Here is a 25,975-nt window from a genome sequence, read left to right as displayed (position 1 = left end):
ATGAGCGATTCGACCGCTAAGCGCGAGGTCGGCACCCCGCAGGTCAAGCGCGGTATGGCCCAGATGCTCAAGGGTGGCGTCATCATGGACGTCGTCACCCCCGAGCAGGCGAAGATCGCCGAGGACGCGGGCGCCGTGGCCGTCATGGCTCTCGAGCGCGTCCCCGCCGACATCCGCGCGCAGGGTGGCGTGGCCCGCATGTCTGACCCGGATCTGATCGAAGGCATCATCGACGCCGTGTCGATCCCGGTGATGGCCAAGGCCCGCATCGGTCACTTCGTCGAGGCGCAGGTCCTGCAGTCCCTCGGCGTCGACTACATCGACGAGTCCGAGGTCCTCACCCCCGCCGACTACAGCCACCACATCGACAAGTGGAACTTCACCGTCCCCTTCGTGTGCGGTGCAACCAACCTCGGTGAGGCGCTGCGCCGCATCAACGAGGGCGCGGCTATGATCCGCTCCAAGGGCGAGGCCGGCACCGGCGACGTCTCCAACGCGACCACGCACATGCGTAAGATTCGCGACGAGATCCGCCACCTGACCTCCCTGCCCGAGGACGAGCTGTACGTCGCGGCCAAGGAACTGCAGGCCCCCTACGAGCTCGTCGCCGAGGTCGCCCGCGAGGGGCGCCTCCCCGTCGTGCTGTTCACGGCCGGTGGCATCGCCACCCCCGCCGATGCTGCCATGATGATGCAGCTCGGCGCCGAGGGCGTGTTCGTCGGCTCGGGCATCTTCAAGTCCGGTGACCCCGCCAAGCGCGCGGCCGCCATCGTCAAGGCCACGACCTTCTACGACGACCCGTCCGTCATCGCCGAGGTCTCCCGCGGTCTGGGCGAGGCCATGGTCGGCATTAACGTCGACGACCTTCCCGTCGATCACCGTCTCGCGGAGCGCGGATGGTGACCATCGGCGTTCTCGCCCTTCAGGGCGACGTCGCAGAGCATGTGCGGGCGCTGGAAAACTCCGGCGCCCGCGCGCTGCTTGTGCGAAGGGTTTGCGAACTGGAGCAGGTTGACGGCCTGGTCATCCCGGGCGGTGAGTCGACGACCATGTCGAATCTCCTCCTGTCTTTTGGGCTGTTTGACACGTTGACTGAACGCATCGGCTCCGGCATGCCCGTGTACGGGACGTGTGCGGGCATGATCATGCTCGCCTCGTCGATCCTGGACGGTCGAGCGGACCAGCGTTCTTTCGGTGCGCTCGACATGGTTGTGCGCCGCAATGCCTTCGGTCGCCAGGTCGACTCCTACGAGGAAGACCTGGATGTCGTGGGTCTTGAGGGTGGTCCGTTCCATGCCGTCTTTATCCGCGCTCCGTGGGTTGAGTCTGTGGGTGAGGGCGTCGAGGTGATCGCGCGTGCCGGCAACAGCGCTGACGGTCCAATCGTCGCGGTGCGACGCGGCAACGTGATGGCGACGTCTTTCCATCCCGAGGTGGGTGGGGACGACCGTATTCACGCGATGTTCGTCGATATGGTGAAGCGCGCCTGATGCGCGTCATGGGCATCGACCCGGGCCTGACGCGGTGCGGCCTCGGCGTCGTCGACGTCGATGCGTCGCGGCGCGCCTCGCTCGTGTACGTCGGGGTTGCCCGCACCGATAAGGACTTGGCGACGCACTTTCGCCTCCGTACCATCGCGGACGCGATCGATAGCGTCATCGAACGCTACGAGCCGGAGGTCGTTGCTATTGAGCGCGTCTTTGCACAGGATAACTTGCAGTCGGTCACGACCACGATGCAGGTCATGGGGGCAGCGATGACCTGCGTCGGTCGCGCCGGACTGCCGATGGCAGTGCATACGCCCTCCGAGGTGAAGTCTGCTGTTTCGGGAAATGGCAACGCTGATAAAGCGCAGGTGCAGGCGATGGTCGCGCGCATCCTCGGGCTCGCGAAAGCTCCCAAACCTGCCGACGCCGCCGATGCGCTGGCCATTGCGATTACGCACGCGTGGCGGGGGACAGGGCTCCTCGGTGCTCCCGAGGACTCGTCGGTGGCCGTTTCGATCTCGGGTCGCCTGACTGCTCGTGGATCGATGACGCCCGCTCAACGGGCGTGGGCCGAGGCCCAGGCCGCGCAACGCCGAACGGGTGCCGTCGATCCGAGGCGTAGGCGCGGCTAGAATCGTACATATGTTCGCCCGTGTGTGGGCGATCCATGAACGAAAGGAACGCAGTGATCTCCATTCTGCGCGGCACTGTCGCGAGCGTCGGCCTCGACCACATCGATATCCTCGTCGGTGGCATTGGTTTCCGCGTGCATGTGACGCCGGCTTTCGCGCAGGGTGCTTCCCGCGACGCGGAGATGACGGTGTTTACGTCCATGATCGTGCGCGAGGACTCAATGACCCTGTACGGCTTCGAGTCCGCGGATGAGCGCGACGTGTTCACGAAGCTCCTGTCGGTCTCGGGTATCGGCCCGAAGATCGCGCTGGCAGCCCTGGCGGTCTTGCGTCCCGATGACCTGCGCCGCGCCGTGCGTGACCAGGATCTGGCGGCTCTCCAGCGTATTCCCGGTGTGGGTAAGAAATCGGCCCAGCGCATGGCGCTCGAGATCGGCGATAAGCTTGGAACCCCTGCGGCCCTGCCGGGCGGAGAAACCGCCGCTGCTCCCGCGCCCACTGAGGATGCGGTGGCCTCCGAAGTGAGCGCCGCCCTGGTTGGTCTCGGATGGTCCGAGGCTCAGGCCGCCAAGGCGATCGAGAAGCTGGCGGGCAGTGGCCTCGGTGCTTCGGACATGCTGCGCGCCGCTCTCGTGAGCTTGGGAGGCGGACGTGGCTGATCAGATGGATTCGGGTTTCGACGTCGATGCGATGCGCATCGTCGCTCCCGACGCGGGGGAGCTGGAACGTGCGGCCGAGGCCGCGCTGCGCCCCAAGAAGCTCTCAGAGTTCGTGGGGCAGCGGGTCGTGCGAGGACAGCTCCAGCTGGTTCTCGATGCCGCGCGTATGCGTTCAGCCAGCCCCGACCATGTCCTGCTTGCGGGCCCTCCGGGGCTGGGCAAAACGACGCTCGCCATGATCATCGCCGCCGAAATGGGAACCTCCCTGCGCCTGACCTCCGGACCGGCGATCCAGCATGCGGGCGACTTGGCGGCGATCCTGTCTGGCCTCCAAGAAGGCGACATCCTGTTCATCGATGAGATCCACCGTCTCGCGCGCACAGCCGAGGAAATGCTCTACCTCGCAATGGAAGACTTCCGCGTCGATGTCGTCGTGGGCAAGGGGCCCGGAGCGACGTCGATTCCGCTGACGCTCCCGCCCTTCACGGTCGTCGGTGCGACAACGCGCTCTGGCCTGTTGCCCGCCCCGCTGCGTGACCGCTTTGGCTTTACGGCCCACCTTGAGTTCTACGAGACCGACGAGCTTCAGTCCGTCGTGACCCGTTCCGCTTCGCTGCTCGGATCGCCCATCGATGCGCAAGCCGCGCACGAGATCGCGTCGCGTTCGCGCGGCACTCCCCGTATCGCGAACCGTCTCCTGCGTCGCGTCGTTGACTACGCCCAGGTGCACGGTGACGGGCAGCTGACCCTCGAGGCCGCGCGTGGCGCTCTTGAGCTTTTCGAGGTCGATCCGTCAGGCCTTGATCGCCTCGACCGAGCCGTCCTCGACGCGATCTGCCGCCGTTTTGCGGGAGGCCCAGTTGGCCTCACGACCCTGTCCGTCACGATCGGCGAGGAAGCAGAAACGGTCGAAACGGTCGCAGAACCCTACCTCGTACGCGAAGGGTTCCTCGTCCGTACCAACCGAGGACGCATGGCAACCCCCAAGGCGTGGGCGCACCTCGGGCTCAACCCGCCCGCGCCGGACGGGGCGCTCTTCGACTAGGGGAGTGGGCCTCGTACTCATCGTGGCTGGCCACAGCCGCACCTGGCGGTGTCAAAGAGGCTCGGGTGATACGCGCGCCGCGCCACTCCTTGATCACTTAGGCTAAAACCCTCCTCGGGCATTAGACTGGCAAGGTGCGCTTCAAGCGCCTGACCGTCATCGAAAGTGAATCAGCCTTTATGAACAACTACACCCTCGTGATCCTGATCGTCGTCATGGTCGCTTTTATGTGGTGGACATCTTCCTCCCGCAAGAAGCAGATGGCGAAGATGGAGCAGGAAAAGCGCGACCAGCTTGCCGCCGTGAAGCCCGGAGAATGGGTTCGTACCCGCGTCGGCTTCTGGGGTCGTTTTGTTGACCTTGACGGCGACATCATCGTCCTGGAGACCACCGACGGGCACGAGATGTACTGGGAGCGTGAAATGATCGCCGAAATCGGCGGTCAGCCACCCCTCGCCGACACAGAGCAGAAGGACACGCTCGAGACCGCTGGTGCGGACGAGACGACGGACGAGGACGAGACGGTCCTTGGCCTCGACGAGCCGACCAACGATGATTTCTTCAACAACGAGCCCGACGAGCAGCAGAAGTAAGTCAAGGCTGAACGGAAAGTAGAACCGTGGCATCACATAAGCGACGCCCCGTGCGCGCGCTCGTGACCCTCACCGTCTCCATCGTGGCGGCGTGTGCGGCACTTGCGATCGGGCACTTCACTGAGGGCGTGTCTCCGTATCCCGATCTCGCCCTCGATCTGAAGGGCGGTACTCAGCTCATCCTGACCCCGACCGTGACGGGCGACGGGCAGCGCGAGATTACCGAAGAGGACATCACCCAGGCGATCTCGATTATTCGTAACCGTATCGACGCCTCCGGCGTGTCCGAGTCCGAGATTACTTCGATGGGTAACTCGAACATCATGGTGTCGATCCCCGGCACGCCCTCTCAGGAGCAGCTGGACCTGATTCGTTCGTCCTCGCAGATGAACTTCCGTCCTGTCCTGCGCATCGGCGCAGCCCAGGGCGTCATCCAGAACCAGCAGCCATCGCAGACGGGCACGCCGCAGTCCGGCGAACAGTCGGGTGCTCAGTCCGGTGAGCAGTCGGGTGCCCAGTCTGGTGCCCCGGCGACCGAAGCAGCCCAGTCTGGCGTGCAGTCCACCGCCCTGGATGCGTCGACCGCGATGGGCATTGCTGACACCAACCATGACGGTGTCCTGTCCGATACTCCTGCGACGACCCCGGAGAACGCGTCCGATCTGGCGTGGATCACCGAACAGGTCATGTACGACTTCCTGACGCTTGACTGCTCGGCTGCGGCCGACGTGAAGCACGTCGAGGGAGCGTCCGACAAGCCCTATGCCGCCTGCGACGAGTCCGGCCAGATCAAGTACATCCTGGGCCCCGTGGCGGTGCCGGGTTCGGATCTGAAGACTGCGACGGCCGGCCTTGCGCGCAACAGCAACGGACAGACCACCGGCCAGTGGGCGGTCTCCTTGCAGTTCAACGACGCGGGCACGGAGAAGTTCAAGGAAACCTCCACCATCCTCTACGGATTCCACGAGTCTGACCCCTCGGGTTCCTCGTTCTACCAGGGCCGTCCCGACCGTAACTCCTTCGCGGTCGTCCTCGACGGTACGGTTATCACGGCCCCCTCGATGAACGCGATCATCCCCAACGGACAGGCTGAGATCACCGGTAACTTCACCGCTCAGTCGGCGTCCACCCTCGCGAATCAGCTGAGTTTCGGTTCGCTGCCGCTGAACTTCGAGGTCGAGTCCGAACAGCAGATCTCGGCGACAATCGGTACCGATCACCTGACGGTTGGCCTGTGGGCAGCCCTCATCGGCTTCCTGCTCGTCATCCTCTACCTGATTTGGCAGTACCGCGGCCTGGCAATCATCTCGGCGGGCTCCCTGGTGGTGGCCTCGGTTATCACCTACCTGGTGATTACGCTGCTGTCGTGGGCGATGGGCTATCGCCTGTCGCTGGCGGGTGTCGCTGGTCTGATTATGGCAATCGGCGTGACGACTGACTCCTTTATTGTGTACTTCGAACGTGTTCGCGATGAAGTGCGTGATGGCCGACCGCTGCAGGCTGCTGTCGAAGAGGGTTGGGATCGCGCCAAGCGCACCATCCTCGTCTCCGACGCTGTCAACCTGGTCGCTGCCGTGGTCCTCTACCTGCTTGCTGTGGGTGGCGTTCAGGGCTTCGCCTTCACGCTCGGTGTCACGACGATCATCGATATTGCGGTGATCTTCCTGTTCACTCACCCGATGATGGAGCTGCTGATCCGTACTCGCTTCTTCGGCGAAGGTCACAAGTTCTCTGGCCTGGACCCCGAACACCTGGGTGCGAAGAGCTCCCTCGTGTACGCGGGCCGTGGGCGCGTGGTCGCTCGTGGCGATTCCGCCTCCAAGAACAAGGATGACGAGGCCGGGGACGGGCTGTCCATCGCCGAGCGCCGCCGTGCGGCGCGCCTTGCTGCCGCGAAGGCGCAGGAAGAGGCAGAGGAAGCCTCGTCGAGTGAATCGACAGATGACGCGACGGTCGCGACCGAGGAAGAGGAGAACTGACATGATGAGTTTTGCTCAGTGGGGCAACGCCCTGTACTCGGGCGACAAGTCCTACGCTGTCATTCCCAAGCGCAAGATCTTCGTTGGTCTGGCCGCGGGCGTGATCGTCGTGGGTTTCGCGCTCGTCGCGATCCTTGGCCTCAACCGTTCGATCGAGTTCACCGGTGGTTCCCAGTTCGACGTCGCTCACGTGAGCGACCAGAGCGAGTCCTTCGCACTGCGTGCGGTCAGCTCGAGCGGCCTCGTTGAGGGCAGCCCGAAGGTGACGCGCGTGGGTTCTGACTCCGTGCGCATTCAGACCACCTCTCTCGACTCCGCGCAGACCGCGCAGATGCGTGAGGCCCTGGCCGGCGCCTACGGCGTCGATGCCTCCGAGGTTCAGTCCTCCTCGATCGGTCCCTCCTGGGGCTCGTCGGTCACCACCAAGGCCGCGCAGTCGCTCGCGATCTTCATGGCCCTCGTTGCCCTGCTGATGACCGTCTACTTCCGTTCGTGGCGCATGGCTGCCTCCGCGCTCCTGGCGCTGCTGCACGATATCGCTGTCACCGTGGGCGTCTTCGCGATCCTCCAGGTTGAGGTTTCGCCCGCGACTGTCATCGGCTTCCTGACGATTCTGGGCTACTCGCTCTATGACACCGTCGTCGTCTTCGACAAGGTGCGCGAGCTGACCTCGGACGTTTACGACCAGAAGCACTACACCTTCGCCGAGTACGTGAACCTTGCGGTCAACCAGACGATGGTTCGCTCGATCAACACATCGGTTGTGGCGCTTCTCCCCGTCGGTGCGATCCTTATTATCGGTTCCGTGGCCCTGGGCCCCGGTACCCTGGTGGATATCTCGTTGGCTCTGTTCGTCGGCATGATCGCCGGTACCTACTCGTCGATCTTCATCGCGTCGCCGCTCCTGGTGACTTTCCAGGAGCTCTCGAACAAGACCCGCGAGCACAACGCGGCGGTCGCACATGAGCGCGACTACCGCACCGCCGCCGGCGAGGCTTCCACTCCGAAGTCCGTCAAGGTGGCTCCGATCAAGCCCGGACAGCGTCTGGGTAATGAGAACCAGCCCCACAGGAAGAAGAATCATCGATGATCGGTGAGCTTGGCGACCGCGTCGCCGCCCTGGTGCGTAGTAACCTTCTGGAGATTCCGGACTTCCCAGAGCCCGGTGTCCTGTTCCGTGACATTACCGAGCTGTTCGCGAACGGTCCGGCATTCAAGGAACTGGTCGAGCTGATCGGTGCGCGCTACGAGGGCCGTATCGACGCCGTCGCGGGCCTGGAATCGCGCGGTTTCATCCTCGGCGCCCCCGTGGCAGCCGAACTCGGACTCGGCATGCTGACGATCCGTAAGGCCGGCAAGCTGCCCGGCCACGTAATCGGCGTCGATTATGAGCTCGAGTACGGCACGGCCCGCATGGAAATGCATCCGGAGTCCGTCCACGAGGGCCAGCGTGTCCTCATTATTGACGACGTGCTCGCCACTGGTGGTACCGCAAACGCAGCGGTCAGGCTGCTGCGTCAGTGCGGTGCGTCCGTCGAGGCCGTCGCCGTTCTGCTGGAACTCGACGCGCTGGGCGGTCGCTCGGTGCTGTCGGACGTGACGGTGGAGAGCGCGCTTCACCTCTGAGTGTCGCTTCTTGACAATGAGCGGGTCCGGGGATCGTCTGATCCCCGGACCCGCTCGTTCGTCGCTATCATGGGGCCATGAGCAGCGACGACATGACAACAGGCTCCGCGCTTCCGGCGGCTGGTTCCCGGGTGCGCTCCGGCCTCGTGTGGTTTGGCTCGCGAGGGCGTGCCACGATCCCTGAGATTGAGCCGCTTGTGCGTGCGCTGCGCGCAAATCATCCGAAGGCGGATATCAGCGTCGTTGAGCGTGCGTACCGCACCGCTGAGGAACATCATCGCGGACAGATGCGCAAGTCTGGCGAGCCTTATATCACCCATCCGGTTGCTGTCGCGACCATCCTCGCAGAGATGGGTATGACGACGCCGACGCTGGTCGCCGCGCTGCTGCATGACACAGTCGAGGATACGGACTACACCCTCGAACAGCTGGCTGCCGAGTACGGAGAAGCCATTGCCAACCTCGTGGATGGTGTCACCAAGCTCGACAAGGTGCACTACGGGGCTGCTGCACAGTCCGAGACCCTGCGCAAGATGCTTGTCGCGATGAGTCGCGACATCCGTGTCCTCCTCATCAAGTTGGCGGACCGCCTGCACAACGCCCGGACGTGGCGCTTCGTACCTGCGAAGTCGGCGGCGAAGAAGGCCCAGGAGACCCTCGAAATTTACGCGCCGCTCGCTCACCGGCTCGGCATGAACATGGTGAAGTGGGAGCTTGAGGAGCTGTCCTTTAAGACACTGTATCCGGAGATTTACGAGGAGATCGACCGCCTTGTCACCGAGCGCGCTCCGCAGCGTGAGGAGTACTTGCGCGACATCATCGACCAGATCGAGGAGGATCTGCGGCGCTCGGGTACGAAGGGGACGGTGAGTGGTCGCCCGAAGAGCCACTACTCGATCTACCAGAAGATGATCGTGCGTGGGAAGGCATTCGACGAGGTCTTTGACCTGGTTGCGGTCCGGGTCCTCGTAGAGTCGATCAAGGACTGCTATGGAGTCCTGGGGTCGTTGCATGGGCGCTGGAATCCGATCCCGGGTCGCTTTAAAGACTACATCGCGATGCCGAAGTTCAATCTGTACCAGTCCCTGCATACGACGGTGATCGGTCCGGGTGGCAAGCCTGTGGAGATCCAGATCCGCACGTTCGACATGCACGAGCGCGCCGAGCATGGCGTAGCGGCGCACTGGAAGTACAAGCAGAACCCGAATGCTACCGGTGGCGATTCCGATCGGATGAGCTCGGACGAGCAGGCGAACTGGTTGCGTGCTCTGGTGGAGATGGAACGCGAGACGGGTGACCCCGAAGAGTTCCTGGATTCGCTGCGCTATGAGATTGCCGGCGACGAGGTGTACGTCTTTACGCCGAAGGGACAGGTCATCGTCCTGCCCGCGCGCGCGACTCCCGTTGATTTTGCCTACGCCGTGCACACGGAGGTCGGGCACCGCACCGTGGGCGCGAAGGTGAACGGACGTCTTGTCTCGCTCGATACGCGCCTGGAGTCGGGTGAGACGGTCGAGGTCGTGACGTCGAAGTCGGACAAGTCGGGTCCGTCTCGCGATTGGCTTGCTTTCGTTGCATCCCCGCGTGCGCGTTCCAAGATCAAGGCGTGGTTCTCGAAGGAGCGCCGCGAGGAAGCCATCGAGGCGGGCAAGGAAGCGTTGGCTCGCACGATGCGCAAGCAGAACCTGCCTCTTCAGCGCCTGATGAATCACGACTCGATTCTGTCGGTAGCGACGTCGTTCGGATATCCGGACGTATCCGGACTGTACGCGGCTGTCGGGGAAGGACATATTTCCGCGCAAAACGTTGTGACCCGCCTCGTCGACAACCTGGGTGGGGGAGACGGTACGGAGGAGACGCTTGCCGAGGGAGTGACGCCGGGCACGCAGAAGCCTCGCTCGGAGCATAGCGGCGATGCGGCGATTACGGTCGCCGGACTGAGTCCTAACGACATCTGGGTGAAGCTCGCCAAGTGCTGCACTCCTGTTCCCGGGGATGACATCGTCGGCTTCATCACCCGCGGCCAGGGCGTGTCGGTGCACCGCTCCACGTGCGCGAACGCGGTGCGTTTGGGCCAGCTGCAGCCTGAGCGTTTCGTTGATGTGTCGTGGAACGAGAAGGGGCTCGGGGCTCCTTTCCGCGTTCAGATCGAGGTACGTGCGCTCGATCGCGGCGGCCTGCTGTCCGATCTGACGCGCGTCCTGTCCGACTATCGCGTCAATATCCTCGCGGCCGCACTCAAGACCGACGGGGATCAGGTTGCTTCGGGAAACTTCTCCTTCGAGCTGGCTGATCTCGGTCATCTCAATGCAGTCCTCTCCGCCCTGCGTCGGGTCGACGGCGTCTTCGAGGCGGTGCGCATCGGCGCCGACTCATAGACGAGGCGGGGGTGGCCTGCGCCGGTCAGCGGGAAAAGGGTGTTACATCCGTCCCCTTTTCGGGTGATGCACTTTCCCCTCCTCGTTAGATGTGACACACTAGAAGCGTGTGTCACATCGGCACACACCCGCGCCGGGCGTAAGCCCTCGTCTTAGAAGGAATATCGTGACCACGACGCCGATTCCGAATAACGAAACTGCTCCCGAAGCTGCTCCCTCGACGCCTGAGGATGTTGCCTCCTCGACGACGATCGCAGCGTCCGAGGTGCCCGATCATCCCTTCGCCCGTATTGGCGAGGATGGGACCGTCTATGTCAAGGATGGAGACGAGGAGCGCGTCATCGGCGGCTTCCCCGAGGGCATTCCCGCTTCTCCCTACGCTCTCTACGAGCGCCGTTACGCCGACCTTGCAGCGACGATCAAGCTTTTCGAGGATCGGCTGGCGAGCCTGAGCCCGCGCGACATCGACCAGACCCTCGCGACGCTGCGCGAGCAGGTCGCCTCTCCGAACGTCATCGGTGATATCCAGGCGCTGCGCGAGCGCGTTGCGGCCGTCGAGAAGGCTGCCGAGGAGCGCAAGGAGGTGGCCCGCGAGGAACGTAAGGCTGCCAAGGCCCAGGCTCTTGCCGAACGCACCGCGGTGGTTGAGCGTGCCGAGGCGATTGTTGCGCAGGATCCCGCGAAGACGCACTGGAAGCAGTCCGGCCAGACGCTGCGTGACCTCCTTGAAGAGTGGAAGACCCTTCAGCGCCGCGGCCCCCGCCTGGAGAAGGCCGTGGAGGACGAGCTCTGGAAGCGCTTCTCCTCTGCGCGTACCCAGTTTGACCGTCACCGCCGTCAGTTCTTCTCCCAGCTTGACCAGGCTCAGTCTGAAGCAAAGCGTGTGAAGGAGGCTCTGATCGCCGAGGCCGAGGCCCTGTCTTCCTCCGAGGATTGGTCGCGTACCTCCGGCGCCTACCGCGAGCTGATGAACCGTTGGAAGGCTGCCCCGCGCGCCTCCCGCAAGGAAGACGATGCGCTGTGGGCCCGCTTCCGCGCCGCTCAGCAGGTTTTCTTCGACGCCCGTCGCGCCAAGGATGAGGCCACGGATGCTGAGTACCGCGAGAACCTCGTGGCCAAGGAAGCCATCCTCGTGGACGCAGAGGCGATCCTGCCGGTGACCGACATTGAACGAGCCAAGGCACAGCTGCGCCAGATTCAGGACCGTTGGGAAGAGGTGGGTCGCGTGCCTTCCTCCGACCTGCACCGCGTCGAGGGTCGCCTGCGCGCTGTCGAGGCCGCCGTGCGCGAAGCGGAAGAAAAGGAATGGCGTCGCACGAACCCGGAGACCCGCGCCCGTGCCGCCGGCATGGTTGGTCAGCTTGAGGAACAGATCGCTCAGCTCGAGCGGTCCCTCGCCGATGCCGAGTCCAAGGGTGATGAGAAGGCCGCGCAGAGCGTTCGTGAAGCCCTTGAGACCAAGCGGTCGTGGCTCGCGCAAATCTCCTCGTCCATGGAGTGACATGCGTCTTCACGTTATTCCGTCGCCCTTCTACGCGGCGAATGGGCTTGTGCTCGTCCCTTCCGGGGCGGGCACAGCCCTTGTCGTCGATCCGTCGGCCGGTATCCAGCACCTGATTCGTGAGGTCCTTGAGCGTGAGGGTGTGAGCGTGGGCGCGGTTCTGCTCACCCACGGCCATCCCGACCACGTCTGGGATGCCGCTGCGGTGTCCTCGTGGGGCCCTGATTGTTCGAGCGTGCCGGTCTACCTGCCGGGCCCCGACATGTACCGCATGGATGACCCGGCCTCGTTCCTTCCCATGCCGTTGCCGGATTTCGTTGGGCAGTGGGTCAAGCCCACCGACCTACGTGAGGCGTCCACCGATTCCTTCGAAGTGGTGCCCGGCGTGTGGCTGCGCATGGTCCCTGCTCCCGGCCATACCGAGGGATCCGCGGTCTTCCTGGGTGAGAGCCCGCTGGATATCCGCGTGAATAATCAATCCTTCTATTCCTCGACGGAGACGGTCCCGTGGGCGTTGAGCGCCGACGTCCTCTTCAAAGACAGCGTCGGACGTACCGATCTGCCCGGTGGTGATGAAACGCAAATGCGTCATTCGTTGCGTACGATTTCCAACGCTCTTGACCCACGCACGGTCCTTGTGCCCGGACACGGTCCGGCCACGACGCTGGCGGATGAGATAACCTCGAATCAATATCTGATTCGCGCACGCCGTATCGGCTAACGCCTCCTCCCTCACAGAAAGAAAGCTTCATGGCTCGCACGTCCCTGTCAGGTTTCCCCGAATGGCTCCCGGAGGGCCGCATCATTGAGATGCATGTCCTTGACGAGCTGCGGCGCGTGTTTGAATTGCACGGGTTTGCGGGTATCGAAACCCGGGCGGTCGAGACCTTGGAGCAGCTGGAAGCCAAGGGTGAGACCTCCAAGGAGATCTATGTTCTGGATCGACTGCAGGCGCTGAAGGCCGCGGCTTCGGGTGCTCGTGCACCCAAGGACAAAGGCATGGGTCTGCACTTCGACCTGACCGTTCCCTTCGCCCGCTACGTGGTGGAGAACGCGAACGAACTGGACTTCCCGTTCAAGCGCTATCAGATCCAGAAGGTGTGGCGCGGCGAGCGTCCTCAGGATGGTCGCTTCCGTGAATTCACGCAGGCGGATATCGACGTCGTTGGCAACGGAGAGCTGCCCTTCCACTTCGAGGTCGATCTGCCGCTGGTGATGGCCGAGGCCCTGAACAACCTGCCGATCCCGCCTGTGCGCGTGCTCGTCAACAACCGCAAGGTCGTCCAGGGCGTGTGCGAGTCCCTTGGCGTGACGGACGTTGAGGCTGCTCTGCGCGGCCTGGATAAGATCGACAAGATCGGCCCGGAGGGCGTGGCCGCTGAGCTCGCCCAGTCTGGCATCGATGGCGATCAGGCGAACGTGCTGCTGCAGATGGCGCAGATTCGTACGTCCGATTCTGCTGAGATCCGGGATCGCTTGGCTGGCCTCGGCGTGGGTGGGGAACTGCTCGAAGAAGGCCTGCGTGAGTTGACCGAGCTGCTGGACACCGCGAATAAGCGGATGCCCGGCGCAGTCGTCGCCGACCTGAAGATCGCGCGCGGCCTCGACTACTACACGGGCAGCGTCTACGAGTCTGAAATCGAAGGTCACGAGGACCTCGGCTCGATCTGCTCGGGTGGTCGCTACGATTCGCTTGCGAAGGATGGCAAGCGCACGTACCCGGGCGTTGGCCTGTCGATCGGCGTCTCGCGGCTCGTGTCTCGAATGATCTCGGCACCGATGGTCAAGGCCTCTCGCAAGGTGCCCACGGCCGTTGTCGTCGCGGTTATCACCGAGGAGCAGCGTGAGCGTTCCGAGGCGATTGCGGCTGTGCTGCGTTCGCGCGGTATCTCGACGGATGTCGCTCCCAGCGCCGCGAAGTTCGGCAAGCAGATCAAGTTCGCCGATAAGCGCGGCATCCCCTTCGTCTGGTTCCCGGGCGACGAGGGCGAATCGGACACGGTGAAGGACATTCGCAGCGGCGAGCAGGTGGAAGCTGATCCCGCGACCTGGACGATCCCGGCGGCGGATGCGGTTCCCTCGGTCGAGAAAGTGATGGACTGAGTGCCGCTCACGTCGGTGGAGGCAGCCCGCGTGTGGGCGGGTGCCCTCGAACAGTCCTTGGAGGCTATGCCCCAGGGGAGCCGTGGTGACGCGCAACGTGCACTGCGCCGTCTGCAGGACGTTGTTCTGCCTCGGCTCGAGGACGCCGACGCGCCGCTGCTGATCGTCGTCGGTGGGTCGACTGGGTCGGGTAAATCCACGCTCGTGAATTCGCTGCTGGGCCGCAATGTGAGTCGAGCAGGAGCGGTGCGTCCGACGACGCGTCGCCCCGTGTTGATCTGCTCCCCGCAGCAGCGCGATTGGTTCATGTCGGATCGTGTACTGCCGCGCCTGGCCAAGAGCGAGGGCTCGGGCGGGGACAGCCTCGATGCGATCACAATCGCGGTCGAGGAGACTCTGTGGCCGACAGTGGGCATCGTCGATGCTCCAGATATCGATTCCGTCGAGGACGGAAATCGGCGCTTGGCCTCAGAACTGCTCGATGGCGCCGACCTGTGGGTGTTTGTGACCACTGCGGCTCGTTACGCGGATGCGGTGGCTTGGAAACACTTGGAAGAAGCCGGGAGCCGCGGACTGCGCGTCGCGATCGTACTCAACCGCGTGCCCGTCGGGGCCGCAGAGGAGGTTCGCGAAGACCTGGCGTCCCTGGCGCGCCAGCGTGGCCTGGGCGAGGTCATGATCGTGACGGTCGAGGAGCAGCCGCTGACGGATGGACGCCTTCCTGCTGCAGCAATTGCGCCGATCGGTGCATACCTGGAGTCGATTGGGCGAGACGCGCAAGAGCGTGCGGCCATCGTGCGTCGTTCGCTCTCGGGTGCGGTATCTTCATCGTTGCAGGAAACGGCTCACGCGCTTGAGGCTGCGAGAGAACGCAACCGTGAGTTTGAGGCTGCGAGTGAGGACGTGCGCCAGCTCATCTCCTCCTACGCTCGGGAAGCATCCTCCTCGTCGAGTGATGACGTACTGCGTGGGGAGGTTAGTGCTCGCATTGCTGAGGTCCTCGGATCATGGGACATGACCAAGACCGTCTCGCGTGTCTTTTCCGGATTGAGCTCACGCCTCATGGGTGCTATTCGCGGCCAGGCTGCCCCGGACGTGCAGGTTCAGCGTGACCTGACGGGGGGCCTTGCTCAGCGGCTCGCTGATCAGTACCACCGCGCGTGGCAGGAGTCTGTTCGCAGGGCGCGTTCGCTCGTTGATACATCATCGTTCGACGAGTTTCTCGACGTCGATGCGGTGGCTCAGCGTGCGCGTCGCGTGGCTCAAGAGTGGACGAGCGAGGTTACGGAGCTCATTCGCGCGCAGGCGGAGTCCTCGCGTGTTAGCGGGCGCATGCTCGCTGGCGGCATCAACGTTGTCACTGTCTCGCTCATGGTGGCAGCTTTTACGATGACCGGCGGTCTTACTGGTGTTGAGGTTGGTATCGCGGGCGCATCGGCGGCTTTGTCACAGACGGTCCTGGAGGCATATTTCGGTGAGCGAACTGTCCGCTCTCTGGCTGAGCAGGCTCGCGATGCGCTGGAGCGGCTCGCGGCTGCGTCCCTGAGTGATGTGGTGGAGCCCGTGTCCGCACTGTTGGATCGCTCCGACGAGGGCGTGCGGTTGGATGCGCTGGAGCAAGCGCTGGGGGATGCTCGGGAGGTCCTGGCATGAGGCGTTCGAAGGGCACTGTTGCGTCGGCGGCCTCAGAGCTTGATCACATTTGCACGCTGGCTTCTCCGGATATCGATGAGGCCACACTCTCCAAGATTCGTCAGTTGATCGACATTACCTCCGAGCGCAGCGAGATCGATCCGACGTGGTGCGTGATCGGTATGCTGGGCGGGACGGGTGCGGGTAAGTCGTCGCTGGTGAATGCTCTGAGCGGGGGAGAGGTCGTGACCGCTGGCGTTCGACGTCCGACCACGAACGAGCCGTGCGCTGTACTTCCGCGTGGCCGTGAGCCGCAGGAATTGCTCGGGTGGCTGGGAATTGCCCGGCGGGTGGAGGCTCCCCGCGCTCTGCCTGGAGACACGGTTGTTATCGATATGCCCGATATTGATTCGATCGAGACCGGGCATGCGGATATCGCGGAGCGCCTCGCCTTGCGCGTTGATGCGCTCGTGGTTGTCGTGAACCCACAGAAGTATGCGGACGCAAGGCTGCATGACGAGTGGCTCGCCCGGCTGCGCTCCTCCCATGCGTCGGTGACTGTCGTGCTGACGCACATTGATACCGTCGGCGCCCCCGAGCGTGAGGCGATCGAGCGAGACCTGCGGCGTCTCCTCTCCGAGCGGGGAATGGAAGACGCGACGGTCCTGTCCGTTGCGTCAACGACCGGCGAGGGGATGCCTGCGCTCGTGAAGCATCTGTCGAAAGAGACGGAACGCGTGTCGCGCCAGGCCGCTCGGGCACGCCAGGGGCTCCGCGAGGCTGCGGTGCTGATTCGAGACGCTGTGGGGATCGACGGAACCGTCCGCGGCATTGAGACCGATGGCATGGCGTCGGACCTGTGTTCCGCTGCTGCGGACCTGGCGGGTGCGCCGATCATCGCCGAGGCAGTGGCCGCCTCCACGATGCGTGCGGGTCGGCGAGCGGGTGGTTGGCTTCCGCTTCGCTGGATTGCGCGTCTGGGCGCTGATCCGTTGCGTCGCCTCCACCTGGATGAGGACTCTCGTGTAGAGGGGGCGACGACGCCGACACTGCCCACACGTTCCCCGTCGGATGAGGCCGCGTTTGTTAATGCTGTGCGTCGCGAGGTAGGGGAGCGCTCTTCTGGACGTCCCCCGGCATGGCGCGCTCGGCTGGTGGAGCGGGCACTGGAGGGTGCGCGCGATGTTCCGGCTGCTGCTCACCGTGAGGTCGCGGATAACATGCAGGTGGCAACGGGGGCTCCTGCGGCCGCTCGTTTCCTCGGTGGGTTGCAGATGCTGGCCTGGGTCGTGTGTCTCGTCGGCGCCGCCTGGATCGGCCTCGTTCACCTGGGGCGCGCCGTGCTCATCGACTGGCAGGTTCCGGCGCTCGGTCCCGTTCCCGCTCCCACGGCGCTCGTTGGCGTGTCGCTTCTCGTGACCGTGATTCTCGCGGGTATTAATCGAGGAGTGGCTCGGTGGGCTGCGGGTCGCCGCCGACGGGCAGTCATTCGCGATCTGAGGGGACTGTGCCGTGATGAGGTGGAGCGTGCGGTCGTCGCACCGGTGCGCGCCGAAGATAGCCGGCAGGTGATGATCGCTTCCTTTATCGCGCGTTTGCACCTGTGAGTCGCGGGGTGCTCGCTGTCGTCTGACAGCAGTAGAACAGTGAATTGGCCGACCACGCGCTCCGTCGCGCCTGTCTGGCGAGTAAGCTAAACGTAGCGATGAGGCGCTGCCCCTTGTTATGGTGCCCGCGGGATGCGGGATTTGTTGTTATGGGTGAGGCCGCGCTGAGGAGCCGAGATGGCCCGCCCCGATGGTTTTGCTGACACCGATTGCACGACGCAAGGATGAATTATGCCCTCTGACGATTTCAAGGACCGCGCTGACGCCGAGCGCGAAATGACGGAGATTGCCGATCACATCGATGATTTCGATGACGATAGTACTCTCGACGATGACCGTGTTGATGAGCATACGGACGAGGAAGAGAAGAACACCGTGACCTTCGCGAGCCTCGGTCTGCCCGAGGAAATTCTTGCTGCGGTCACCGACATGGGATTCCGCGTCCCCACCCCGATTCAGGCAGCTGCCATCCCGCCGCTGCTGGAGCTGCGTGACGTCGTCGGCATTGCCCAGACTGGTACCGGTAAGACCGCGGCTTTCGGCCTGCCACTGCTGGCAATTGTCGATGCCGACGAGCGCGACGTGCAGGCTCTCGTTCTGGCTCCCACCCGTGAGCTCGCCATGCAGAGCGCCCAGGCGATTGAGGATTTTGCTGCTCGTACTGCCCGCCTCGACGTTGTTCCCGTGTACGGCGGCTCGCCCTACGGCCCCCAGATCGGTGCGCTCAAGCGCGGCGCTCAGGTCGTCGTTGGCACGCCGGGTCGCGTCATCGACCTTATCGAGAAGGGCGCGCTGGATCTGTCGCACGTGCGCATGCTGGTCCTCGACGAGGCCGATGAGATGCTGCGCATGGGCTTTGCCGAGGACGTCGAGACGATCGCGTCGAGTGCCCCGGATGATCGCCTGACCGCGTTGTTTAGCGCGACGATGCCCGCCGCGATTGAGAAGGTTGCGCGTGAGCATCTGAAGGATCCGGTGAAGGTTGCGGTCTCCACCGAGTCCTCCACGGTGGATACGATCCATCAGACGTATGCCGTTGTGCCTTACAAGCACAAGATTGGGGCGCTTTCTCGTGTGCTTGCCACGCGCGCTCAGCACATTAAGGAAGGCCAGGAAGAGGCCGACGCCGCCATCGTGTTCGTGCGCACCCGCGCCGACGTCGAAGAGGTCTCACTGGAGCTCTCGGGTCGCGGATTCCGCGCGGCTGGCATTTCCGGTGACGTCGCCCAGACCGAGCGCGAGCGCATGGTTGAGCGTCTGAAGAACGGTTCCCTGGACGTGCTGGTTGCGACCGACGTGGCTGCCCGAGGCCTCGACGTCGAACGAATCTCACTCGTCGTTAACTTTGATGTTCCTCGTGAGCCCGAGGCCTACGTGCACCGCATCGGCCGCACCGGCCGCGCGGGTCGTGAGGGCCGAGCACTCACGTTCTTCACTCCGCGGGAGCACGGTCGCCTGCGCCGCATCGAGAAGCTGACGGGCACTGAGATGGAAGAGGTCGAGATTCCCTCACCCGCAGCCGTCTCCGAATTCCGCGCCAGCCGCCTCCTTGAGGGCCTCTCAGCGCGCATCGAGCGCGGTCGCCTCGACATGTACAAGCGCCTGCTGGCCGAACTCGGCGATGAGGTCTCCGTCGAAGACGTCGCTGCGGCGCTGATGGCCACCGCTGTCGGAGACGAGGGCCCGGCACCGCGTGTCGAGAAGGATCGGCGCGGTAACGGCAAGATTCGCCGCGAGGAACAGCTGGACGAGTCCGGCGAGTTCGTCGGCGCAACTTTCGAGGCCGGCCGCGATAAGGATCGTCCGATCAAGGGCGGTGCCAATGGCGCTCGTCGTCGTGGGGGCGGTCGCCTGGCACCCGGTTCCGGTACGCGTTACCGCATCGAGGTCGGCAAGAAGGACCGAGTGAAGCCCGGTTCCATCGTCGGCGCGATTGCAGGCGAGGGTGGTATCGATGGTCGCGATATCGGCAATATCGAGATCTACCCAACCTTCTCGCTGGTCGACATCACGGCGGACCTGTCCGGCGAGCAGCTCTCTCGTATCTCCAAGGGATACGTGTCGGGCCGCCAGCTGCGCATCCGCGTGGACGAGGGCCCCGGCGGGCGCTCCCATGGCGATCATGACGGTTTCGAGCGCCGCGACCGCCGTGACTATGATCGCGATAACCGTGGTCGCGGTGGCTATGGCGACCGCGAGGGGCGTTTTGGGGACCGCGACGAGAAACGTCCGCACCGCTTCGAAAAGGGCGACGGGTCGCGTCCTCGTCGCAGCGTTCGCACCGAGCGCTGGGAGAAAGACATCAAGCGTGCTCGCCGTGAACGCGAGGGTGGCCGCGACGGCGGTTGGGACCGCGACGGAGGCCGCGAGGGCGGACGCCGCCACTTCGGCAAGCGTCGTTACGACGACTGAGTGCTAGCTGCCTCATCCGTGGAGCATCCCGGTGCGGGACGCAGCCGCGTCACGGCGACCACGGTGAGGATCGCAAGCACAGCAGCAATTACCCAGTAGGGAGCGTAGGCCGCCCCGCCCACCGTGGCGGTGGCGGCCCACGCGCTCATGGCTACTGAGACGAGGGCGAGTTCGAGTGCGGGTCCTGCTGAATCCGCGACCTGTAGCCACGATGAGACGCGCCCGTGCTTGGCCTCGGGCGTCACCTCGAGCGCCATGACGGACAGGGGAGCGTGAACGAGACCGACGCCCAGGCCGACGAGAAGCCAGCCGACGAGGGCCACCCACACCAGAATTGACGGAAGAAGCAGAGCACCCACGGGGATCGCTCCGACCGCCATCATTGCGCCGCCGACGACCGGGAGTCGGCGTCGCAGCTGCGGATCGTGAACGCGCGCTTGGCCGACCGCGCCGATGGCCCATGTGATCGATCCGAGGGTAACCCACCAGGCAGAAGAGGCCTCGGACCACCCGTGTACCCGCTGCAGAATCAGCGGAATCATGACTGCGAGACCCACCTGGGAAGCCATTGCGCACAGCCTTGCGAGGATTGCCGACGGCATACCCCGACGGGATCGGAACGTGCCGCGCGGGAGGAGTCGAGGCAGTGCCCACACCGTGATGCACGCGCCGAGGGCGAAGACCGCGAACTGTGCCAATCGCGAGGTAAGCGCACCCGCCAGCTGGAGCGCCATGACGCCGACTCCCACCAAACCGGCGTCACGCGAGAGCGCCGCAAGGACAGGGGAGCGCTGTCCTTGGGCAGTCGGCAGGGAGCGGAGAACGTAGGCGATGGGCACAGCAGCGATCGCAACAAACAGTGGAACGACACCGAACACGTAACGCCAACCCCATACTTCGGTGACGTGTCCTGCGATCGCGGGGCCAACCAGAGACGGCAGGACCCATGCCAAGGAGAACGACGCGAAGAACGAAGGGCGATGACGGGCAGACGCAACCGCTCCAACAAGAACATAGAGCGGAACGATCAGGAGGCCGCCTCCTAGTCCTTGGAGGGCGCGCCCAATGACGAAAACCGTGACGTGGGAGCTGAACGCGCACACCACAAGACCAACGGCAAAGAGGGCCAGGCCCGCGAGCAACACCGGACGCGGTCCCTTCCAGTCAGCGAGGGCCCCTGCGACGACGGTCGCGCTGAGCTGCGTCGCCAAGGCGGCTCCCGAGGCGATCGGATACCACGCAGCGGCGTCGAAAGAGGCGACGACCGTGGGCATAATCGTTGTGGCTGCGAGTTCCTCGAAAGCAACGAGTGTGATGAGGAGAACCGAGCCGATTGCCAGTCCGATTTCAGCTGGAGTCCAGGTGGCGCGGGTAGTGGAAGGGGAAGAATCGTCGGCGGGCATGGTGACTATCCTACTCGCGGCACGCGCGACTCTTCGGTGGGCAGGCGTACAATAACAATGCCGCCGCCTGTCTCGCGGATGGTAACAACGAAAGGAATCACAGTGCTTCGCACTCACAACATTGGAACCCTCGGCACCGACCTGGTCGGTCAAACCGTGACGCTCACCGGCTGGGTGGATCGTCGTCGTGACCACGGTGGCGTGGCGTTCATCGACCTGCGCGACGCGTCCGGCATCGCCCAGGTTGTCGTCCGCGACGAGCGTGTCGCCCACGAGCTGCGCTCCGAGTTCGTCCTCAAGGTCACCGGCGAGGTCTGCGCTCGCCCCGAGGGCAATGAGAACCCGCACCTGGCCACCGGCGCCATCGAGGTCATGGGTGACGACATCGAAATCCTGAACACCAGTGCGCCTCTGCCGTTCCAGGTGTCCTCCAATGCTGAAGATTCCGGCAACGTCGGCGAGGAAACGCGCCTGAAGTACCGCTACCTCGACCTGCGTCGTGAGCCTGAGCAGTACGCGATCCGTCTGCGCTCGAAGGTTTCCCGCGCCGCCCGCGAGGCACTCTACGCCCGCGATTTCGTCGAGATCGAGACCCCGACCCTGACCCGTTCGACCCCCGAGGGTGCCCGTGACTTCATCGTTCCGGCCCGCCTCTCCCCGGGTTCGTGGTACGCTCTGCCCCAGTCGCCTCAGCTCTTCAAGCAGCTGCTCATGGTGGCCGGCATGGAACGCTACTTCCAGATTGCTCGCTGCTACCGCGACGAGGACTTCCGTGCGGACCGTCAGCCCGAGTTCACCCAGCTCGATATCGAGATGAGCTTCGTGGACCAGGACGACGTTATCGAGGTCGCCGAGGACGTCCTGAAGAACGTGTGGGCCCTGATCGGATACGACCTGACCACGCCGATTCCCCGCATGACCTACAAGGATGCGATGGAGCGTTACGGTTCGGACAAGCCTGACCTGCGCTTCGGCCTGGAGCTGACCGAGCTCACCGAGTACTTCAAGGACACGACTTTCCGCGTGTTCCAGGCCCCCTACGTTGGTGCTGTCGTCATGCCCGGTGGTGGCTCGCAGCCGCGCCGTACGTTCGACAAGTGGCAGGAATGGGCCAAGGCGCGCGGCGCCAAGGGCCTGGCCTACGTCACGATCGCCGAGGATGGCACGCTGGGTGGCCCCGTTGCGAAGAACATCACCGAGGCTGAGCGTGAGGGCCTTGCTGCCGCTACCGGTGCCAAGCCTGGTGACTGCATCTTCTTCGCAGCTGGCAAGCCGACCCCGTCGCGTGAGCTGCTCGGCGCTGCTCGCCTTGAGATCGGCAAGCGCTGCAACCTCATCGATCCCGATGCCTGGGCGTTCACCTGGGTTGTCGACGCGCCGCTCTTCAAGCCCACCGGTGATGCCGAGGCCGAGGGCGACGTCGCACTGGGCCACAGTGCCTGGACGGCCGTCCACCACGCGTTCACCTCGCCCAAGCCCGAGTGGATCGACTCCTTCGACAAGGATCCGGGTAACGCGCTGGCTTACGCCTACGACATCGTCTGCAATGGCAACGAGATCGGCGGCGGCTCGATCCGTATCCACCGTCGCGACATTCAGAACCGCGTGTTTAACGTCATGGGTATCGGTGAGGAAGAGGCTCAGGCACAGTTCGGCTTCCTGCTCGATGCCTTCAAGTTCGGCGCTCCGCCGCATGGTGGCGTGGCCTTTGGTTGGGACCGTATCGTCTCGCTGCTGACGAAGTCCGAGTCGATCCGCGACGTCATCGCTTTCCCGAAGTCCGGCGGCGGCTTCGACCCGCTGACTGAGGCTCCGGCGCCGATTACGCCCGCGCAGCGTAAGGAAGCCGGCGTCGATGCGAAGCCGAAGAAGCGCGGCGAGGAAGCATCCGAGGAATCCGAGAAGTAATTCTCGAGCCGTGACCTTGTCCACGGAACCCCCATTGGTCACCGACCGGTGGGGGTTTCGTGCACAATAGGGGTATGTCGTACGTCGAGATGCACCCGGTTAATCCGCAGGCACGTTTGGTCAACACGGTCGTTGATCTGCTGGAGCGCGGCGGCACGATTGCGCTGCCCACTGACTCCGGTTATGCGATCGCAACAAAGGTCGGCAACAAGGCGGGCATGGATACGATCCGATCGATCCGTAAGCTCGATGACAAGCATAATTTTTCGCTGCTGTGCCACTCGTTTGCGCAGCTGGGCGAGCTCGTGATCATCGACAACCACGAGTTCCGGACTATGAAGGCGCTCACCCCCGGACCCTACACGTTCATCCTGCGGGGGACCAAGGAGGTCCCGCGCATCATGTTGAACAAGAAGAAGCACACGGTGGGCGTGCGTATTCCGGATCATGTCATCACGCAGGCGATCGTCGAGGCGCTGGGCGAGCCCCTGGCGTGTTCGACGCTGATTATGCCGGGTGAGGATGAGCCGCTGACGGACGGCTTCGAAGTGGATGAGCGCATCGGGCACCAGGTCGATCTGGTGGTTGTGGGCCCCGTGGGCGTCGCCGAGCCGACCACGGTGATCGACTTCGCGGGTGGGGATGCCGTCGTCGCGCGCGTTGGCGCGGGTGACATTTCGCTGTTCGACTGATCGCGTGGCATTCGACGCATCGGCTTTTTCGCGCACCGGTTTTTGTCGGCTGCGCTGGGAGGCGTCAGACGGAATTTATCGCTACGCCGACGGGCTCCCGATCGTCGGGCCTCGGCTCGTCGTCGATGGAGTTGACGCCGTACGTGTGACCTTCCAGTGGGGGGCTCAGGCCGCAGCTGACTGCTACGTCGTCCTGAACACGATCACGGATCGGGCGCGCGAGCACCTCGACGACTTTTGCATGTCGATGGGGCCTGGGCACGGGGATGCTCGGGCGCTCGTATGCGCACTTCCTTCGGATGCGATCCTCAGCTACCAGAAGGTGATTGTGGGGCCGTGGGGCCTCGACCCCAGCGTGGGTACGGACATGGGGGAGTGGATCCGCTTCCTGGACGATGCTCGCCCGGATTCATCGAATCCGCTCACGGTTGTGAATGGGCGAGGGCAGTTGGCTTCGCTCTTCGTTGGGCCCGACGCGCGGGTGGTGTGGCCATCGGAGGATCTGACGTCGCCCGAGATGCGTGCGGCGCGTGAGGAAGATGTCGCGGCGAATGTCAGCGCGCGGCTCGGAGTTGCGTGTGAGCGCAGAATGATCGTCCATGATGGCGAGCAAGAACCAACATGCGCCCTGATCCTCTTCGACGGTGAGATCTGGCGGGGCAATGGCGTGGGCTGGTTGACTCGGCGCTATCCCGGCCTGCGCGTCGTGACAATCGACGCGGGAGATCTGGACGAGCGCGAGGCGGAGTTGACCGACGTGGACAGTGTCGTGGCGCTGCTACGCGCAGTGTGCGACGAGGCTGGGGCGGGCCCTGTGATGGTCGCAGGCCAGTCCTACGGCGGTCTGGCTGTGTTGGAAGCGGCGCTGCGCAGTGATCTTCCCCTCGATTGTGCGGTCGCCCAGTCTCCGTCCCTGTGGTGGGGAGGAACGCGGCGAGGCATCGGCGAAGGGACGCTGATGGGTGACCTGCGTGCGGGGTCGGTGAGGCCGCGCCAGGATGTGCAGCTACGGCTGCAGGTGGGCACGCTGGAACAGACCATGCGTCCGGTGGTGGACGACTGCGTCGAGCTCCTGCGGAGCCAGGGCGCTGCCGTGGAGCTCGACCATTATTGCAGTGGGCATGACGTGGCATGGTGGCGCGAAGGCCTCGTCCGCGCCCTTGATGGATGGGACCCTCTCACATGCTGACCAGCAGTGAGACAGAGTGAGTCACCAGCTCATCTATAGGTTAGGCTTACCTACGCACCTAACAAGAACGACTGAATTGAGACACCTGTGCACCTGTCGACGCGAATTCGCGCCATCGTCGGCGTCGCTCTGACCGCTCTCGCTCTGGGAGCATGCTCGTCCAACCAGCCCGCCCCGGCCTCGTCCCCCGAGGCATCCGCGACGTCCGAGACGTCTGCGACGCGCACCGTCACCGATGCGTCCGGCCAGGAGGTGACACTCCCGTCGCACCCCAGCCGCGTTGTCACGCTCTCCGAGCCGACCACTGACAATGCCCTCGCGCTCGGCGTGACCCCGATCGGCGTCGTGTCCGGCCGTGGTCAGCAGACCGTCCCGAACTACCTGATCGATCGTGCCGGAGACATTCCGATCCTTGGATCGATTGGTACCCCGAACCTCGAGGCTATCGGTGCAGCCCATCCCGATCTCATCCTCGTCGACGGTACCTCTGTGAAGAATAACGACACGGAAACCCTGACTGCGCTTTCTCAGATCGCACCCGTCTTCTTCACCACTCAGTCCGGTGGTGACTGGCGGCAGACCTTCACGCTCACCGCGGATGCGCTGGGTCTGGCCGACCAGGCCGAGACCAAGCTTGCGGAGTTCGACCAGCATGTCGCATCGGTGAGCGCCCGCCTGAAGGACGCCGGCTACCTCGATCAGACGTACTCGGTCGTGCGTTGGCAGGGCGATAGCGCTGGCCTGATCCTCAAGGAACTCCCCGCCGGACAGGCTCTGACCGCACTCGGCATGAAGCGCCCCGCGAACCAGGACCGTGACGGCGAAGGCCACTCCGAGCCCGTCTCCCTGGAGAACATTGACCAGATCGATGCGGACTGGATCTTCTTTGGCACGCTCGGCAAGTCTTCGGTGAACAACCCGTCCGCCGGTGGCAACACGGGCGTCGAGGCCTCTGCCGCAGCCCTCGAAGAGGCGAAGAACACCGTCGGTTTCGACTCGCTCGGCGCCGTCAAGGCGAACCACGTCATCCCCGTCGACGGTTCCCTGTGGACCTCGACCGGTGGCTACCTCCTGATGGACGGCATCGTCTCGAGCATCGAGGCCCAGTTCGTCCCGGCTTCCTGAGCCC

The 25,975-nt window shown here is 64.2% G+C and carries 21 protein-coding genes; 20 read left to right on the top strand and 1 reads right to left on the bottom strand.

The annotated features are described in order from the left end of the window. From pdxS to QP415_RS00835, 16 genes are all read left to right on the top strand, one after another. On the top strand, positions 1-903 hold the full coding sequence (gene pdxS / locus QP415_RS00910; RefSeq protein ID WP_016461761.1) for a pyridoxal 5'-phosphate synthase lyase subunit PdxS: 903 nt from the start codon (positions 1-3) through the stop codon (positions 901-903). Then, on the top strand, positions 897-1,490 hold the full coding sequence (pdxT, locus tag QP415_RS00905; RefSeq protein ID WP_285098008.1) for a pyridoxal 5'-phosphate synthase glutaminase subunit PdxT: 594 nt from the start codon (positions 897-899) through the stop codon (positions 1,488-1,490). Before pdxS ends, pdxT begins: the two co-directional genes overlap by 7 nt. Beyond that, positions 1,490-2,119, top strand: a complete 630-nt coding sequence (gene ruvC, locus QP415_RS00900) for a crossover junction endodeoxyribonuclease RuvC (RefSeq protein WP_016461759.1) — start codon at positions 1,490-1,492, stop codon at positions 2,117-2,119. The genes pdxT and ruvC overlap by 1 nt, the downstream gene beginning before the upstream one ends. A gap of 53 nt (positions 2,120-2,172) precedes the next feature. Next, entirely contained in the window at positions 2,173-2,778 is a 606-nt protein-coding gene (ruvA, locus tag QP415_RS00895; RefSeq protein ID WP_016461758.1) for a Holliday junction branch migration protein RuvA, read from the top strand. 4 nt (positions 2,779-2,782) lie between these two features. Further along, positions 2,783-3,823: a Holliday junction branch migration DNA helicase RuvB gene (gene ruvB, locus QP415_RS00890; RefSeq protein WP_193393968.1), complete on the top strand. Its 1,041-nt coding sequence runs from the start codon at positions 2,783-2,785 to the stop codon at positions 3,821-3,823. 179 nt (positions 3,824-4,002) lie between these two features. Further along, complete coding sequence (locus QP415_RS00885; protein WP_048677604.1) at positions 4,003-4,416, top strand: preprotein translocase subunit YajC; 414 nt, start codon at positions 4,003-4,005, stop codon at positions 4,414-4,416. Positions 4,417-4,442: 26 nt separating this feature from the next. Beyond that, the gene (gene secD, locus QP415_RS00880; RefSeq protein ID WP_048677587.1) at positions 4,443-6,395 is read left to right on the top strand and encodes a protein translocase subunit SecD; all 1,953 of its coding nucleotides are present in this window, start codon (positions 4,443-4,445) and stop codon (positions 6,393-6,395) included. Position 6,396: 1 nt separating this feature from the next. Further along, positions 6,397-7,485, top strand: a complete 1,089-nt coding sequence (gene secF / locus QP415_RS00875) for a protein translocase subunit SecF (protein ID WP_285097998.1) — start codon at positions 6,397-6,399, stop codon at positions 7,483-7,485. Then, positions 7,482-8,021, top strand: a complete 540-nt coding sequence (locus tag QP415_RS00870; protein ID WP_016461753.1) for an adenine phosphoribosyltransferase — start codon at positions 7,482-7,484, stop codon at positions 8,019-8,021. The genes secF and QP415_RS00870 overlap by 4 nt, the downstream gene beginning before the upstream one ends. A gap of 77 nt (positions 8,022-8,098) precedes the next feature. Then, entirely contained in the window at positions 8,099-10,399 is a 2,301-nt protein-coding gene (locus QP415_RS00865; protein WP_285097994.1) for a RelA/SpoT family protein, read from the top strand. 166 nt (positions 10,400-10,565) lie between these two features. Continuing rightward, positions 10,566-11,900 (top strand): DUF349 domain-containing protein, encoded by a 1,335-nt coding sequence (locus QP415_RS00860; protein ID WP_016461751.1) that lies wholly within the window; start codon positions 10,566-10,568, stop codon positions 11,898-11,900. 1 nt (position 11,901) lies between these two features. Then, positions 11,902-12,621, top strand: a complete 720-nt coding sequence (locus QP415_RS00855) for an MBL fold metallo-hydrolase (protein ID WP_285097989.1) — start codon at positions 11,902-11,904, stop codon at positions 12,619-12,621. Positions 12,622-12,650: 29 nt separating this feature from the next. Further along, positions 12,651-14,003: a histidine--tRNA ligase gene (gene hisS, locus QP415_RS00850; protein WP_285097988.1), complete on the top strand. Its 1,353-nt coding sequence runs from the start codon at positions 12,651-12,653 to the stop codon at positions 14,001-14,003. Further along, positions 14,004-15,656, top strand: coding sequence for a dynamin family protein (locus QP415_RS00845; protein ID WP_285097985.1), 1,653 nt, complete (start codon positions 14,004-14,006; stop codon positions 15,654-15,656). Then, positions 15,653-17,242: a GTPase gene (locus QP415_RS00840; protein ID WP_285097983.1), complete on the top strand. Its 1,590-nt coding sequence runs from the start codon at positions 15,653-15,655 to the stop codon at positions 17,240-17,242. Before QP415_RS00845 ends, QP415_RS00840 begins: the two co-directional genes overlap by 4 nt. 231 nt (positions 17,243-17,473) lie before the next feature. Beyond that, entirely contained in the window at positions 17,474-19,654 is a 2,181-nt protein-coding gene (locus tag QP415_RS00835; protein WP_285097980.1) for a DEAD/DEAH box helicase, read from the top strand. Here the strand turns inward: QP415_RS00835 and QP415_RS00830 are convergent. Beyond that, a complete protein-coding gene (locus QP415_RS00830) occupies positions 19,642-21,057 on the bottom strand; it encodes an MFS transporter (RefSeq protein WP_285097978.1) in 1,416 nt (471 codons plus the stop codon). The genes QP415_RS00835 and QP415_RS00830 overlap by 13 nt on opposite strands. Before the next feature lie 102 nt (positions 21,058-21,159). Here QP415_RS00830 and aspS point away from each other — a divergent pair, with 102 nt between their 5' ends. The 4 genes from aspS to QP415_RS00810 all read left to right on the top strand — a co-directional run bounded on the left by aspS (position 21,160) and on the right by QP415_RS00810 (position 25,971). Further along, a complete protein-coding gene (gene aspS, locus QP415_RS00825; RefSeq protein WP_285097975.1) occupies positions 21,160-22,965 on the top strand; it encodes an aspartate--tRNA ligase in 1,806 nt (601 codons plus the stop codon). A gap of 74 nt (positions 22,966-23,039) precedes the next feature. Continuing rightward, a complete protein-coding gene (locus QP415_RS00820) occupies positions 23,040-23,657 on the top strand; it encodes an L-threonylcarbamoyladenylate synthase (protein WP_285097973.1) in 618 nt (205 codons plus the stop codon). A 4-nt stretch (positions 23,658-23,661) separates the two neighbouring features. Continuing rightward, a complete protein-coding gene (locus QP415_RS00815) occupies positions 23,662-24,846 on the top strand; it encodes an enterochelin esterase domain-containing protein (RefSeq protein WP_285097971.1) in 1,185 nt (394 codons plus the stop codon). 87 nt (positions 24,847-24,933) lie between these two features. Continuing rightward, positions 24,934-25,971 carry an ABC transporter substrate-binding protein gene (locus QP415_RS00810; protein ID WP_016461741.1) on the top strand — a complete coding sequence of 346 codons (1,038 nt, stop codon included), beginning with the start codon at positions 24,934-24,936 and terminating at the stop codon, positions 25,969-25,971. Positions 25,972-25,975 lie beyond the last annotated feature (4 nt).

Source organism: Pauljensenia sp. UMB3104 (assembly GCF_030217285.1).
In the GTDB taxonomy this organism is placed as follows: domain Bacteria; phylum Actinomycetota; class Actinomycetes; order Actinomycetales; family Actinomycetaceae; genus Pauljensenia.
The sequence above is the reverse complement of the archived record's forward strand: the minus strand, read 5'-3'. Positions and strand labels throughout refer to the sequence as shown.

Coding starts and splice junctions, on each gene's coding strand:
- QP415_RS00870 (WP_016461753.1), top strand. CDS start 7,482: ATGATCGGTGAGCTTGGCGACCGCGTCGCCGCCCTGGTGCGTAGTAAC.
- QP415_RS00865 (WP_285097994.1), top strand. CDS start 8,099: ATGAGCAGCGACGACATGACAACAGGCTCCGCGCTTCCGGCGGCTGGT.
- ruvC (WP_016461759.1), top strand. CDS start 1,490: ATGCGCGTCATGGGCATCGACCCGGGCCTGACGCGGTGCGGCCTCGGC.
- QP415_RS00830 (WP_285097978.1), bottom strand. CDS start 21,057: ATGCCCGCCGACGATTCTTCCCCTTCCACTACCCGCGCCACCTGGACT.
- QP415_RS00885 (WP_048677604.1), top strand. CDS start 4,003: ATGAACAACTACACCCTCGTGATCCTGATCGTCGTCATGGTCGCTTTT.
- QP415_RS00855 (WP_285097989.1), top strand. CDS start 11,902: ATGCGTCTTCACGTTATTCCGTCGCCCTTCTACGCGGCGAATGGGCTT.
- QP415_RS00835 (WP_285097980.1), top strand. CDS start 17,474: ATGCCCTCTGACGATTTCAAGGACCGCGCTGACGCCGAGCGCGAAATG.
- QP415_RS00840 (WP_285097983.1), top strand. CDS start 15,653: ATGAGGCGTTCGAAGGGCACTGTTGCGTCGGCGGCCTCAGAGCTTGAT.
- pdxS (WP_016461761.1), top strand. CDS start 1: ATGAGCGATTCGACCGCTAAGCGCGAGGTCGGCACCCCGCAGGTCAAG.
- secF (WP_285097998.1), top strand. CDS start 6,397: ATGATGAGTTTTGCTCAGTGGGGCAACGCCCTGTACTCGGGCGACAAG.
- hisS (WP_285097988.1), top strand. CDS start 12,651: ATGGCTCGCACGTCCCTGTCAGGTTTCCCCGAATGGCTCCCGGAGGGC.
- ruvB (WP_193393968.1), top strand. CDS start 2,783: ATGGATTCGGGTTTCGACGTCGATGCGATGCGCATCGTCGCTCCCGAC.
- QP415_RS00820 (WP_285097973.1), top strand. CDS start 23,040: ATGTCGTACGTCGAGATGCACCCGGTTAATCCGCAGGCACGTTTGGTC.
- pdxT (WP_285098008.1), top strand. CDS start 897: ATGGTGACCATCGGCGTTCTCGCCCTTCAGGGCGACGTCGCAGAGCAT.